Origin of the sequence: Streptomyces sp. S465, assembly GCF_026898115.1 — a bacterium.
Taxonomy (GTDB): domain Bacteria; phylum Actinomycetota; class Actinomycetes; order Streptomycetales; family Streptomycetaceae; genus Streptomyces; species Streptomyces luomodiensis.
The window spans coordinates 6,449,550-6,462,087 of the sequence record NZ_CP114036.1 but is presented as its reverse complement, the minus strand read 5'-3'; the positions used below and the strand labels follow the sequence as shown (position 1 = coordinate 6,462,087).

The 12,538-nt window shown below is 70.6% G+C and carries 10 protein-coding genes; 4 read left to right on the top strand and 6 right to left on the bottom strand.

The genetic code is table 11. The features are described 5' to 3' along the window. Window positions 1–82: 82 nt before the first annotated feature. Together N6H00_RS27440 and N6H00_RS27435 are read right to left on the bottom strand one after the other, a co-directional pair. On the bottom strand, window positions 83–1,168 hold the full coding sequence (locus N6H00_RS27440; protein WP_268974489.1) for an XRE family transcriptional regulator: 1,086 nt from the start codon (window positions 1,166–1,168) through the stop codon (window positions 83–85). 252 nt (window positions 1,169–1,420) lie between these two features. Then, complete coding sequence (locus N6H00_RS27435) at window positions 1,421–2,446, bottom strand: ATP-dependent 6-phosphofructokinase (RefSeq protein ID WP_268974488.1); 1,026 nt, start codon at window positions 2,444–2,446, stop codon at window positions 1,421–1,423. Between the two features lie 210 nt (window positions 2,447–2,656). On the opposite strand from N6H00_RS27435, the gene pta reads away from it, so the two are divergent. The 3 genes from pta to pyk all read left to right on the top strand — a co-directional run bounded on the left by pta (window position 2,657) and on the right by pyk (window position 7,406). Next, a complete protein-coding gene (gene pta, locus N6H00_RS27430; protein ID WP_268974487.1) occupies window positions 2,657–4,765 on the top strand; it encodes a phosphate acetyltransferase in 2,109 nt (702 codons plus the stop codon). Continuing rightward, window positions 4,762–5,907, top strand: a complete 1,146-nt coding sequence (locus N6H00_RS27425; protein ID WP_268974486.1) for an acetate kinase — start codon at window positions 4,762–4,764, stop codon at window positions 5,905–5,907. The genes pta and N6H00_RS27425 overlap by 4 nt, the downstream gene beginning before the upstream one ends. A gap of 71 nt (window positions 5,908–5,978) precedes the next feature. Continuing rightward, window positions 5,979–7,406: a pyruvate kinase gene (gene pyk / locus N6H00_RS27420; RefSeq protein ID WP_268974485.1), complete on the top strand. Its 1,428-nt coding sequence runs from the start codon at window positions 5,979–5,981 to the stop codon at window positions 7,404–7,406. A 129-nt stretch (window positions 7,407–7,535) separates the two neighbouring features. On the opposite strand, the gene N6H00_RS27415 is transcribed toward pyk, so the two are convergent. The 4 genes from N6H00_RS27415 to N6H00_RS27400 all read right to left on the bottom strand — a co-directional run bounded on the left by N6H00_RS27415 (window position 7,536) and on the right by N6H00_RS27400 (window position 11,674). Then, window positions 7,536–8,882, bottom strand: coding sequence for a hydrogenase expression protein HypF (locus N6H00_RS27415; protein WP_268974484.1), 1,347 nt, complete (start codon window positions 8,880–8,882; stop codon window positions 7,536–7,538). Beyond that, window positions 8,860–9,387, bottom strand: coding sequence for a DUF6114 domain-containing protein (locus N6H00_RS27410; RefSeq protein ID WP_268974483.1), 528 nt, complete (start codon window positions 9,385–9,387; stop codon window positions 8,860–8,862). The genes N6H00_RS27415 and N6H00_RS27410 overlap by 23 nt, the downstream gene beginning before the upstream one ends. Window positions 9,388–9,524: 137 nt before the next feature. Further along, entirely contained in the window at window positions 9,525–10,142 is a 618-nt protein-coding gene (locus N6H00_RS27405; protein ID WP_268974482.1) for a DUF6230 family protein, read from the bottom strand. 560 nt (window positions 10,143–10,702) lie between these two features. Continuing rightward, complete coding sequence (locus N6H00_RS27400; protein WP_268974481.1) at window positions 10,703–11,674, bottom strand: tetratricopeptide repeat protein; 972 nt, start codon at window positions 11,672–11,674, stop codon at window positions 10,703–10,705. A gap of 137 nt (window positions 11,675–11,811) precedes the next feature. Here N6H00_RS27400 and N6H00_RS27395 point away from each other — a divergent pair, with 137 nt between their 5' ends. Further along, the gene (locus N6H00_RS27395) at window positions 11,812–12,495 is read left to right on the top strand and encodes a TetR/AcrR family transcriptional regulator (RefSeq protein ID WP_268974480.1); all 684 of its coding nucleotides are present in this window, start codon (window positions 11,812–11,814) and stop codon (window positions 12,493–12,495) included. Window positions 12,496–12,538 lie beyond the last annotated feature (43 nt).

Here is a 12,538-nt window from a genome sequence, read left to right as displayed (position 1 = left end):
CCCCACCACCGCCGTCGGTACGACGAGGGTGCCGCGGCGCGGCCACATCCGGCCCATGAACCACGCGCCCCGCCCGTCCCCCCTACTCCGTCCGCCCCTTCGCCCCCGAGTCCACCGGGTCGAAGCGGAAGACCTGCCCCGGGGCGCCGGACCGGCACGGCAGCTGGACCACATGGGCCCAGCGCCGGGTCGTGCCGTCGGGCAGTCCCAGACACAGATCGGTGTGCGCGGGCCGCAGCCGGAACCCCTCGGCGGGCCGGTCGACGGCCTCCAGCCGGAACTCCTCGGCCGCTCCCCGGCTCTCGCAGTAGTCGTCGCCCAGCCAGGCGCCCTCGGCCTTGCTCTGGCCCATGATTCCGGAGCAGCCCGGACCTTCCGAGGGGTGCAGGGTGGCGATCCGCCACAGCCCGTCGTCCAGGCGCTCGAGCGAGAAGGCGGGGAAGACCTCCGCGCACGGCGCCTGGTAGACCCAGGCGATGCTCTTCTTGTCGACCGCCGGACGTTCGGACAGGCACAGCGAGGAGTGGACGGCCCGGATGCGGTACTTCCCGGGCTCGGGCGCCGGGCTGCCGGAGGAGGCCGCCACGGAACCGCTCGCGTCCGACCGGTCGTCCCCGTCGTCGTGCGTCCGCCACGCGAGCACGGCCGCCGCGGCGACGACCACCGTCAGTCCGAGCGCCGCCCCCAGCATCGGCAGCCGGGAGCGCCGGGGACCCGGCTCGGCCGGTGGGTCCGCCTCGGCCGGTGGGGCCGGTTCGGCTGCCTCGGCTGCCTCGGCCGATGGGGAGGACGGAGCGGAGGACGAGCCAGAGGCCGGGCCCGGCTCCCCCTCCTCGGACGGGGTGGCGGTCGCGGCGTCCACGGCACCGTCCGGCTCCGTGGCGCGGGTCGCGAGGTCCTTGCGGACGGCCAGCCAGACGGTGAGTTCCGCGGGCCCCACACCACAGGCCCGTACGAAGACCGCGACCAGCTCCTCGCGGGGCAGCGTGGCGCGCCCGAGCATATTGGCGACCGTGCTGCGGGGCAGCACCTCGCCGAGCGCGTCGGCGCGTGCGGCCAGTTCCCGGTAGGTCAGCCGCGACCAGTCCTTGAGCGCCTGTAACTCGGCGATGAACTCGCGGGCGTTCCGCGCCCGCCGTGGATCCGGAGCCCTGTCGGCATCGGCCATCTGTGCTGCTTCCCCCGCCCCTGTGTTTCCGCCCCTGTGTTTCCGCATCTGTGTCCCAGCCCTGTCCGGGACTGTCGCGGAGCCTGTCCCGGACAGGGGACAGCCTTGTTCACTCCGGCTTCTCGTTCAAGAGTGGAGCTCGCCAACAGCACGAAGGCCGCCGCGGTCTTGATCTTCCACGGGGGGATGATCAAGACCGCGGCGGCCGGACACGAAGCGGAAGGGGGGCCGGGGAGGTGGCGGATCAGGAGATCAGAAGACCGACTCGGCCTCGTCCATGCGGTGGACCGGAACGGTCTTGAGCTCGGTGACCGCCTCGGCGAGCGGCACCATCGTGATGTCCGTGCCGCGCAGCGCGGTCATCATGCCGAAGTCGCCGCGGTGCGCCGCCTCCACGGCGTGCCAGCCGAAGCGGGTGGCCAGCACGCGGTCGTACGCGGTGGGCGTGCCGCCGCGCTGCACATGGCCCAGGATGACCGGGCGGGCCTCCTTGCCCAGCCGCCGCTCCAGCTCGGCCGCGAGACGGTTGCCGATGCCGGTGAACCGCTCATGGCCGTACTGGTCGATCTCGCCCTTCTGGTACTCCATGGAGCCCTCGGCGGGGTGCGCGCCCTCGGCGACGCAGATGACCGCGAACTTCTTGCCGCGGGCGAAGCGCTCCTCGACCATCTTCACCAGCCCGTCGATCTCGAAGGGCCGCTCCGGCAGGCAGATGCCGTGGGCGCCGCCCGCCATCCCGGACTCCAGGGCGATCCAGCCCGCGTGACGCCCCATGACCTCGACGACCATGACCCGCTGATGCGATTCGGCGGTGGTCTTCAGCCGGTCCATCGCCTCGGTGGCGACGCCGACGGCGGTGTCGAAACCGAAGGTGCGGTCGGTGGAGGAGATGTCGTTGTCGATCGTCTTCGGGACGCCGACGATCGGCAGTCCCGCGTCGGACAGCATCCGCGCGGCGGTGAGGGTGCCCTCGCCACCGATCGGGATCAGCACGTCTATCCCGTAGTCGCGGGCGTGGTCCTTCGAGGTCTCGCAGGCCTCGCGGAGCCGGGCGCGCTCCAGCCGGGAGGAACCGAGGATGGTGCCGCCGCGGGCGAGGATGCCGCTGACGGCGTCGAGGTCGAGCTTGCGGTGCCGGCCGTCCAGGAGTCCCTTGAAGCCGTCCTCGAACCCGATCACCTCGTCTCCGTGGCCGACGACCGCGCGGTGGACCACCGACCGGATCACAGCGTTGAGGCCGGGGCAGTCGCCGCCTGCGGTGAGAACTCCGATGCGCATCGTGCTGTGTCTCCTGCTCCCTACGGGTAGATGTGAGCCAGTCCGATTGTTTCATGGGCGGGGTGGTGCTGTATCCCCCAAGATGACGAGCGCCTTAATCACGACCACAGGTATTGTCAAGAGGACTGGGCCGTTCATTGTGGCCAATGTGTGTCCGATAGGCGCACTGAAGGAAAACACCGAGGAACGCCAGAGGAACGGAGAGCACGCGTGACGCGCAGCGTGTACGTGACCGGGGTCGAGCGTGGCGACGGACGCCAGGTCGTCGAGCTGGGAGTCATGGAGCTCCTGACCCGCCATGTCGACCGGGTCGGCGTCTTCCGCCCCCTGGTGCACGACGCCCCCGACCGCCTCTTCGACCTGCTGCGGGCACGCTACCGGCTCAGCCAGTCGCCGGAGTCCGCTTCCGGCATGACGTACCAGGAAGCCGCCACGCTCCAGGCCGAGCGGGGCACCGACGAGCTGGTCTCGCAGCTGGTCGGCCGGTTCCACGAGGTCGCCGGCGCGTTCGACTACGTACTGGTGCTGGGCAGCGACTACGCGGCCACCAGCCTCCCCGACGAGCTGGGGCTGAACGCACGGCTCGCCAACGAGTCCGGCGCCTCGGTGATCACCGTCGTCGGTGGTCAGGACCAGAGCGCCGAGTCGGTCGGCGCCGAGGCGCACAACGCCTACCGCGCCTACCAGGCGCGGGGCTGCGATGTCGTCGCCGTGGTGGTCAACCGGGTGGCGCCCGAGGACCGCGGGGCCATCGCCGAGCGGCTGGCCGCCCGGCTCCCGGTGCCCAGCTATGTGCTGCCCGAGGACGGGGCGCTGTCGGCGCCCACCGTCTCCCAGATCGTCCGCACCCTGGGCGCCGAGGTGCTGCTCGGCGATCAGACCGGACTCTCCCGGGACGTCCGGGACTTCGTCTTCGGCGGCGCGATGCTGCCGAGCTTCCTGCCCGCGCTGACCGAGGGCTGTCTGGTGGTGACGCCCGGGGACCGCGCGGACCTGATCGTCGGCTCGCTCGCCGCGCACAGCGCGGGCGCCCCGCCGATCGCCGGGGTGCTGCTCACCCTGGACGAGCGGCCCGGCCCCGACATCCTGGCGCTGGCCTCCCGGCTGGCCCCGGGAACCCCGGTGGCGTCGGTGGCGGGCGGGTCCTTCCCGACCGCGGCCGAACTGTTCGCCATCGAGGGCAAGCTCACCGCGAGCTCGCCGCGCAAGGCGGAGACCGCGCTGGGCCTCTTCGAGCGGCATGTGGACACCGCCGCGCTGACCGAGCGCATCGCGGTGGGCCGCTCCAGCCGGGTCACCCCGATGATGTTCGAGCGCGAGCTGATCGAGCGGTCCCGGGCGGGCCGCCGCCGGGTGGTGCTGCCCGAGGGCACCGAGGAGCGGGTGCTGCGCGCCGCCGACGTACTGCTGCGCCGCGATGTGTGCGATCTCACACTGCTGGGCGAGGAGGAGGCGATCCGCAAGCGCGCCGCCGAACTCGGCATCCAGCTCGCCGAGGCGCGGATCGTCGATCCCCAGACCTCGCCGCTGCGGGAGCGCTTCGCCGAGAGTTACGCGGGGCTCCGCGCCCACAAGGGCGTCTCCTACGAGCTGGCCTACGACGTGGTGGCCGATGTCTCCTACTTCGGCACCCTGATGGTCCAGGAGGGCCTGGCCGACGGCATGGTCTCGGGCGCGGTGCACTCCACCGCCGCCACCATCCGGCCCGCCTTCGAGATCATCAAGACCGCCCCGGGCGCCCAGATCGTCTCCTCGGTCTTCTTCATGTGCCTGGCCGACCGGGTGCTGGTGTACGGCGACTGCGCGGTCAACCCCGACCCGGACGCCGAGCAGCTCGCGGACATCGCCATCCAGTCGGCGACCACCGCCGCCCAGTTCGGGGTGGAGCCGAGGATCGCGATGCTGTCGTACTCCACCGGCACCTCGGGCTCCGGCGCGGATGTGGACAAGGTCCGCAAGGCGACCGAGCTGGTCCGCGAGCGCCGCCCCGATCTGCTGGTCGAGGGCCCGATCCAGTACGACGCGGCGGTGGACGCCGCGGTCGCGGCGACCAAGCTGCCCGGCTCCGAGGTGGCGGGCAAGGCCACGGTGCTGATCTTCCCGGACCTGAACACCGGCAACAACACCTACAAGGCCGTGCAGCGCTCGGCGGGCGCCGTCGCGGTCGGCCCGGTGCTCCAGGGTCTGCGCAAGCCGGTGAACGACCTGTCCCGCGGGGCACTCGTCCAGGACATCGTCAACACCGTCTCGATCACCGCCGTCCAGGCCCAGTCCCCCGTACCGGCCCCGTCCCTGACACAGAAGGCGCAGTCCGCGTGAACGGCACCCGAGTCCTCGTCCTCAACTCCGGCTCCTCGTCCGTGAAGTACCAGCTGCTGGACATGGCCGACGGCTCCCGGCCGGCCTCCGGCATCGTGGAGCGGATCGGCGAGGGCCCCGTCACCGACCACGCGGCGGCCCTCAAGCAGGTCGCCGACGAGCTGGCCGCACAGGGCCTCGGCCTGGACTCGCCCGAGCTGGCGGCGGTCGGCCACCGGGTGGTGCACGGCGGCACCCGGTTCACCGAGCCCACCCTGATCACCGACGAGGTGGTCGAGGAGATCGAGAAGCTGATCCCGCTGGCCCCGCTGCACAACCCGGCCAACGTCACCGGGATCAAGGTGGCCCGCTCGCTGCGCCCGGACCTGCCGCAGGTGGCGGTCTTCGACACGGCGTTCCACTCGACGATCCCGGAGGCGGCGGCACGTTACGCGATCGACGTGGCGACCGCCGACCGCTGGGGGGTGCGGCGCTACGGCTTCCACGGCACCTCGCACGCGTACGTCTCCCGGGCCACCGCCGCGCTGCTGGGCAAGGAGCCCGCGGAGGTCAACACGATCGTGCTGCACCTGGGCAACGGGGCCAGCGCCTCGGCGGTGCGCGGCGGCACCTGCGTGGAGACCTCGATGGGGCTGACCCCGTTGGAGGGGCTGGTGATGGGCACCCGTTCGGGAGACATCGACCCCGCGGCGATCTTCCATCTGTCCCGGGTGGGCGGTCTGTCGACCGATGAGATCGACACGCTGCTCAACAAGCGCAGCGGACTGGCCGGGCTGTGCGGGGACAACGACATGCGCGAGATCGGCCGCCGGATGGGCGAGGGCGATCCGGCCGCGCAGCTCGCCTTCGACATCTACATCCACCGACTGCGCAAGTATGTGGGCGCGTACACCGCGGTGCTCGGGCGGGTGGACGCCATCGCGTTCACCGCCGGCGTGGGGGAGAACTCCGCGGCGGTACGGGAGGCGGCGCTGCGTGGCCTCACCGCGTTCGGCATCGAGGTGGACACCGTCCGCAACGCGCTGCGGTCCGGCGCGGCGCGGCTGATCTCCACGGGGAGCAGCCGGGTCGCGGTGGCCGTGGTGCCCACCGATGAGGAGCTGGAGATCGCCAGCCAGACGTTCGACCTGGTCAGCGCCTGATGTCCGGGGACAGCTCCGCTCTGCCCGAGCTAGAAAATTCCGCTCCGAAACAAACCGATAGGATCTGCCCCATGCGCCGTTCCAAAATCGTCTGCACTCTGGGCCCTGCCGTCGACTCCTACGACCAGCTGAAGTCCCTCATCGAGGCCGGGATGAACGTGGCCCGGTTCAACATGAGCCACGGAAGCCACCCGGAGCACGAGGAGCGGTACCACCGCGTCCGCAAGGCATCGGAGGAGACCGGGCACGCGGTCGGCGTGCTCGCCGACCTCCAGGGCCCCAAGATCCGCCTGGAGACCTTCAAGGACGGTCCGGTGGAGCTGGTCCGCGGCGATGAGTTCATCATCACCACCGAGGACGTGGAGGGCGACCGGACCATCTGCGGCACCACCTACAAGGGGCTGCCGGGCGATGTGTCCAAGGGCGACCAGGTCCTGATCAACGACGGCAACGTCGAGCTGCGGGTCACCGCGGTCGAGGGCGCCCGGGTGCGGACCATCGTCATCGAGGGCGGGGTGATCTCCGACCACAAGGGGATCAACCTGCCGGGTGCGGCGGTCAATGTGCCCGCGCTGTCCGAGAAGGACATCGAGGACCTGCGGTTCGCCCTGCGGATGGGCTGCGACATGGTCGCCCTGTCCTTCGTCCGGGACGCGGCCGACGTCCGGGACGTGCACCGCGTCATGGACGAGGTGGGCCGCCGGGTGCCGGTGATCGCCAAGGTGGAGAAGCCGCAGGCGGTCGCCAACATGGCGGAGGTCGTCGCGGCCTTCGACGGGGTGATGGTGGCCCGTGGTGACCTCGCGGTGGAGTACCCGCTGGAGAAGGTCCCGATGGTGCAGAAGCGGCTGATCGAGCTCTGCCGCCGCAACGCCAAGCCGGTGATCGTCGCGACCCAGATGATGGAGTCGATGATCACCAACTCCCGGCCGACCCGCGCCGAGGCGTCCGACGTCGCCAACGCGATCCTGGACGGCGCCGACGCGGTGATGCTCTCCGCCGAGTCCTCGGTCGGCTCCTACCCGATCGAGACGGTCAAGACGATGTCCCGGATCGTCCAGGCCGCCGAGCAGGAGCTGCTCTCGCGCGGTCTCCAGCCGCTGGTGCCCGGCAAGAAGCCGCGCACCCAGGGCGGTTCGGTGGCCCGCGCGGCGGCCGAGATCGCCGACTTCCTGGGCGCCAAGTCGCTGGTGGCCTTCACCAAGTCCGGTGACACCGCCCGCCGGCTCTCCCGCTACCGCGCCCAGCAGCCGATCCTGGCCTTCACCACGGATGTGGCCACCCGCAACCAGCTCACCCTGAGCTGGGGCGTGGAGTCCTTCGTGGTGCCGTATGTCGAGCACACCGACGCGATGGTCGACCTGGTGGACGCCGAGCTGTCGAAGCTGGGCCGCTACAACGAGGGCGACACCATGATCATCACCGCTGGTTCGCCCCCCGGCGTCCCCGGCACCACCAACATGGTCCGGGTCCACCACCTGGGCGGCGCGAGCGCGTAACCCCCGCTCGCCGCAACCCTTCGCCGAACGCGACCGTGGGCACCGTCTCCGACTGGAGGCGGTGCCCACGGGCGTTTCCCTCCCGGAGGAGGGATGTGCGGCTCCCGAACGGGTCCTGGTGTCCCGGGATCACTCCCCGGTCTTGAACAGATGCATACCCGGTACGGTCAGATCGCCACCGAACTGACCGGCCTGCTTGACCGTGACACCGGTGAAGAACACCTCCGGGATGTTCACCGGCGGCGGGCTCTTGGGGCTGAAGGTGATCGGGATGAGCCCCAGCAGGTTGCCCGACAGCTCCTCGGTGTACATGGTCACCGTGCCGTTGCGAATGGTCGAGGTCGATCCCTCACGCGCCTGCACATGGGTCGTGGTCCCGGCCGGGCCCACCACCAGCTGGTGCAGATCCTTGATGTCCACGCCCGAGGCGGTGAACTTCAGGACCTTCTTGATCTGGCCGCCCTGCGTCCTGACCTCCACGATGCCCTTGTAGTCCAGGCCGTGCAGGGTCAGCAGGGTGCTCTTGAGCGTCCAGGGGTCCTCGGGCAGCAGATTCGCGGTCGGCTCGCTCTCGGCGTTCTCGTACGCGTCGGCGTCGAACTCCGGACAGGGGAACGGCTCCTTGCCGTCGTCGGCGCCCTTGGAGGCGGACGAGGACGGCGTGGGAAGCGCCTCGTCGGTCTTGTCCTTGGCGTCCTCGACGGTCTTGCCCGCCTTGTCGACGGTGTCCTCGACGCCCTTGCCCACCTTGTCCACCGTGTCCTTGACCGGATCGGTGGAGGTGCCGGAGGACGAGGACTTCGCCGGGTCCGGGGACGGCGACGAGCTGGGCCCGGCGCTCGGCGAGGCGCTCGGCTCGGCCGACGCGTCCTTCTCATCGGGGGTGAGGATGTCGTGGAGCGCGTCCCCGAGGCCCAGCGGGTCCAGGGGGTTCTTCGACTTGGAGGGGCTCGGCGAGGCCGAGGGCTCCTCCGCCTGCCGGGACGCGGACGGCGTGGGAGTGGCCGCGTCGTCCGACGACCCGGCGGACGCGTCCTTCGAACCCTCGGTGCCCTTGGAGTCCCCGGCGTCCTTGCCGTCCTTGGAGTCCTTGCTGTCCTTGGCGCTCTCGTTGTCCTTGGCGCCGTCGCTGCCCTTGGCGTCCTTCGCGTCCTGGTCCTCGCTCCGCGAATCCGGGGCGTCCTTGCCGCTCTTGGCGTCCTTCTTGTCCGTCTCGTCCGGCTGGGACACACACGGTCCGGCCTTGTACCGGTCCTCCGGCCTGGGGTTGGCCGAGGCGAGCTGCGGGGTGAGTCCCATTCCCATCAGCACGGCCGTGGGCATGGCGGCCAGCGCTATGGCCTTGCCCGCGGGCACCTGAAGACGGGTGAGCACCGACTTCTTCGGCGCCGCGTGCCGCGGGCCCGTTCTGACCCGGCGAGGGCTCGAGCCCTCCGACTGCTCGGGTCGGTCTTCACCCCGCACGGTGCCTCCCATTTTTGGCTTCCTGGTCCGGTGCGGACCCGGCCCCGGCCGGTTCCGGCACACTTCCACCGTCACCGTCCTCCGGCGCGGCTCCCGGCTTCTCGGCCGGCTGCTGCGAGGGGGTCTCACCGGGCGCCCAGGCGATGCTCATGCCGCCACCGAACAGCGCGAGCAGGAATCCCATGAGGAAGCCGCCGAAGTTCGAGACGGGGAGCGATACCAGACCGAGCAGGATCGTGGCGACTCCGGCGAACACCCGCACCATCGGCTGGAACCACATGGTCAGGCCCAGGACCACCAACAGCACGCCGATGATCAGCGAGGCCGATCCGGCGGTGGTGGACATGTTGATGGTGAAACCACCCGCGTTGAGGTCGTTGTACGGGAAGTACATGATCGGCAACCCCGCCAGCAGGCTCAACAGTCCCGCCCAGAACGGGCGCTGCCAGCGCCACGCCCTGAAGGATCCCCGCCAGCGGCTGATACGGTCACGCGCCCCCGGCGACTCGGCACTCATCGAAAACAGCTCCCTGGGGCTGGCGATCGGTGTGATCGCAGATGTTCTACAGCGGTACTAAGCGTGGCGCACTGGCGCTGCCGGGCGATGCCCGGGTGAGGGGCAGCGCCGCGGCCCCCCACCCTCAGCTCAGCGCGTCAGAAGCACTCGTTCTTGCCCTTGCTGACCTTCATCGAAAGGCCCGAGAGCTTGAACGTGCCCGCGCTGGTCGCCCAGGCGGTCTGCTTCACACCGGTCAGCGTCGCGGTATCGGCCTGCTGGGCGAACGAGCCGGCGATGGCCTTGTCGCCGTCCTTGATACCGGGACCCTTGTTGATGTCGCCGGCCGCCACACCGATGTCGATCCCGCGGAACGTCGCGTCCGCGTCCAGCTGATCGAGGTCGATGAAGAGGTTCTTGGCCTCGACCCGCTTGGCGCCGTTACCGGCCGACAGCTTCAGCGACACATCGCCGAAGAGCGGAACCGGAATCACCACGGACTGGCACAGGCCCTTGAGCTTCGCGCTCTTGAACGCCGACACGGCGACGGGGACGTTCTTGCCCCCGTGCTGGGTGTCAAGCGCCCCGTACTGGGCGAACCCGGTGCCGTCGAGCCGGTCGACCGAAACCTTGAACTGCTGACCGGACACATTGAACGAGGCCGCGAGCGCACCCTGGGACAGGGCGACGCCGATCGCGGCCGTGGCAGCAACGCTCGGCACCATGACAACGGCGAACCGCTTCCATCTGGTGCCGCCACGAGCCACGGACTCCATGACTTTCCTCCTTCTCGGACGTACATCTCCGGCCGGGGCGAGGCCCCGGTCCTGGGATGGGAGAAGTGCTACGTCCTCGGGAAGGAGAGCGCCCACGTCTCACAGGCGCACACCGCACCCGCAACACCGGCGATCACCCCCGAGCGACAACCACTGGCCACGCAATCTCGCGCAACCTCATGGACAGGCCCTGCCGGTCGGGCAGAGACCCCCCTGTCCATGGCCGGCGCCACTGCCGCCGGCCGCCCGGTGGGGACCCAACCACACCGTCGCACCGACCGGATGCCGAGCTACGGGGGATGGACCGAGCTTGGCCGATCGTGGTCCATTCCCGGCGCGGGCACAAGGGGTTCGTTACTAGCGAGTAACGGACGGATAACCGAAGTGCGGCAGGACGGTCGAGACCGGGCACGCAGGGTTGCCGCTCAGTGACCGGAAACAGAGGGAGATTTACTCCAAGACCGGACAAACACCGGGCGGTTCTTTACTAGCAGTAACAGCGACCGCGTTTACCAAGTTTTGGTAAAGAGCGGTCGCTGTGTCGTTTGAGGACTCAGAGGTCAGAACAGCACGCGCGCCAACGCGCCGCGCGCCGCCACCACTCGGGGGTCCTCACCGCCGATCACCTCGAACAGACTCAGGAGGTGAACGCGGGCGGCGTCCCGGTCCTCCCCCGCGGTGCGGCGCACCGTGTCCACCAACCGCCCGAAGGCGTCGTCCACATGACCGCCCACCAGGTCGAGGTCGGCCGCCGCGATCTGGGCCTTGACATCCGCTGGGTTGTCCGCGGCCGCCTTGCGCACCTCGGTGGCGTCCACACCCTGAACGCGCTCCAGCAACTGGGCCTGGGCCAGACCGAGCTTCGCCTCGTTGTTGGCGGGGTCGTCGGCGAGCACGTTCTGGTACGCCCGCACCGCACCGCCCAGGTCACCGGCGTCCAGCGCCTGGTGGGCCGCGGCGAGCGCGGCGTCCCGCGGCGACTCGGGCGCCGCCGGACCGTCCTGTCCGGCGCCTTCGGCCTCGGCGCCGGGTTCGATGGGTGTACCCACGATGCCGAACTGCTGCTCCGCCGCCAGGATCAGCTGATCCAGCACCTGCCGGATCTGCGCCTCGGGCGCGGCGCCCTGGAAGAGCGGCACCGGCTGACCCGCGATCACCGCGAAGACCGCGGGGATGCCCTGGACGCCGAACTGCTGGAAGAGCATCTGGTTGGCGTCGACGTCGATCTTCGCGAGGACGAACCGCCCCGCGTACTCGGTGGCCAGCCGCTCCAGGACGGGACCGAGCTGCTTGCACGGCTCGCACCACTCGGCCCAGAAGTCGATCACGACCGGCACTTCGGTGGAGCGCTGGAGGACGTCCTGCTGAAAACCCGCCTCGTCGACATCGAAGATCAGACGGCCGGGCGCGGGCGCGCTCCCGGTGCGGGCCGCCTCGGCCCGTGCCTTCTCCGCCTTCTGCTTCGCTTCTCCGGCCGCCTTCACCGCGGCGAGGTCGACCACTCCACTCATGGACATGTTCCGTGGCTGCATGGTCCTATCCTCCCCTCTTCCCCCGGTGAAGGGAAAAGCGCTCCAGCCGGCGGACCGGCCGGGCACACCCTTACGCTACGAGCCGTAGCGTAACTCACCCGGGACGCCCTCCGGTACTGGCCGGTAGGGTTTTGGACATGAGCCCGTCCGCACGCCGCACCGGGCGCCCGCGCAGCGCCGAGGCCGACCGCGCCATCCTGGACGCCACGCGTGCCGCCCTGGTGGAGCTGGGCTGGGCGAAGCTGACGCTGGGCGATGTGGCCGCCCGCGCCGGGGTCGCCAAGACGACGCTCTACCGCCGCTGGGCGAGCAAGTGCGAGCTGGTGGTGGACGCGGTCGCGGCGGTCTTCGACGAGCATCTGGAAGTGGCCGACCACGGCAGCCTGCGGGCCGACGCGGAGGCCGCGGTGAACCAGCTGGGCGCGCTGCTGGAGCGGCCCGAGACGGGCACCGCGCTGATGGCCGTCATCGCGGAGGCCGTGCACGACGAAGCGCTGCGGGCCCGGGTCCGCTCGGCGATCGTGGACCGGCAGAAACAGCTGGTCACCGTCGGCCGGGAGCGCGCCCGGCTGCGCGGTGAGCTGCCGCGCGAGGAGGACCCGGACGAGGCGGCCCACAACGCGGACCTGATCTTCGATGTGGTCGCCGGGACGGTGCTGCACCGGCTGATGGTCAGCGGGGAGCCGGTGGATCCGCGGTGGTCCCGGAACTTCACCGAGCTGCTGCTGTACGGGCTGACCGGGGCGGGGCCCGGCGTCGCGCCGGGCACCGCCTCGCCGGGCACCGCCTCGCCGGGCGCCCCCGCACCGGGCACCCCCTGAAAAGCCCCCGGTGAAAAGCCCCCGCCCAGCTCGCGGCGGTCCG

Excerpts from the sequence above, each read along its gene's own strand:
- N6H00_RS27440 (WP_268974489.1), bottom strand. The coding sequence starts at position 1,168 with ATGGCCGATGCCGACAGGGCTCCGGATCCACGGCGGGCGCGGAACGCC.
- N6H00_RS27435 (WP_268974488.1), bottom strand. The coding sequence starts at position 2,446 with ATGCGCATCGGAGTTCTCACCGCAGGCGGCGACTGCCCCGGCCTCAAC.
- pyk (WP_268974485.1), top strand. The coding sequence starts at position 5,979 with ATGCGCCGTTCCAAAATCGTCTGCACTCTGGGCCCTGCCGTCGACTCC.
- N6H00_RS27415 (WP_268974484.1), bottom strand. The coding sequence starts at position 8,882 with ATGGGAGGCACCGTGCGGGGTGAAGACCGACCCGAGCAGTCGGAGGGC.
- N6H00_RS27410 (WP_268974483.1), bottom strand. The coding sequence starts at position 9,387 with ATGAGTGCCGAGTCGCCGGGGGCGCGTGACCGTATCAGCCGCTGGCGG.
- N6H00_RS27405 (WP_268974482.1), bottom strand. The coding sequence starts at position 10,142 with ATGGAGTCCGTGGCTCGTGGCGGCACCAGATGGAAGCGGTTCGCCGTT.
- N6H00_RS27400 (WP_268974481.1), bottom strand. The coding sequence starts at position 11,674 with ATGCAGCCACGGAACATGTCCATGAGTGGAGTGGTCGACCTCGCCGCG.
- N6H00_RS27395 (WP_268974480.1), top strand. The coding sequence starts at position 11,812 with ATGAGCCCGTCCGCACGCCGCACCGGGCGCCCGCGCAGCGCCGAGGCC.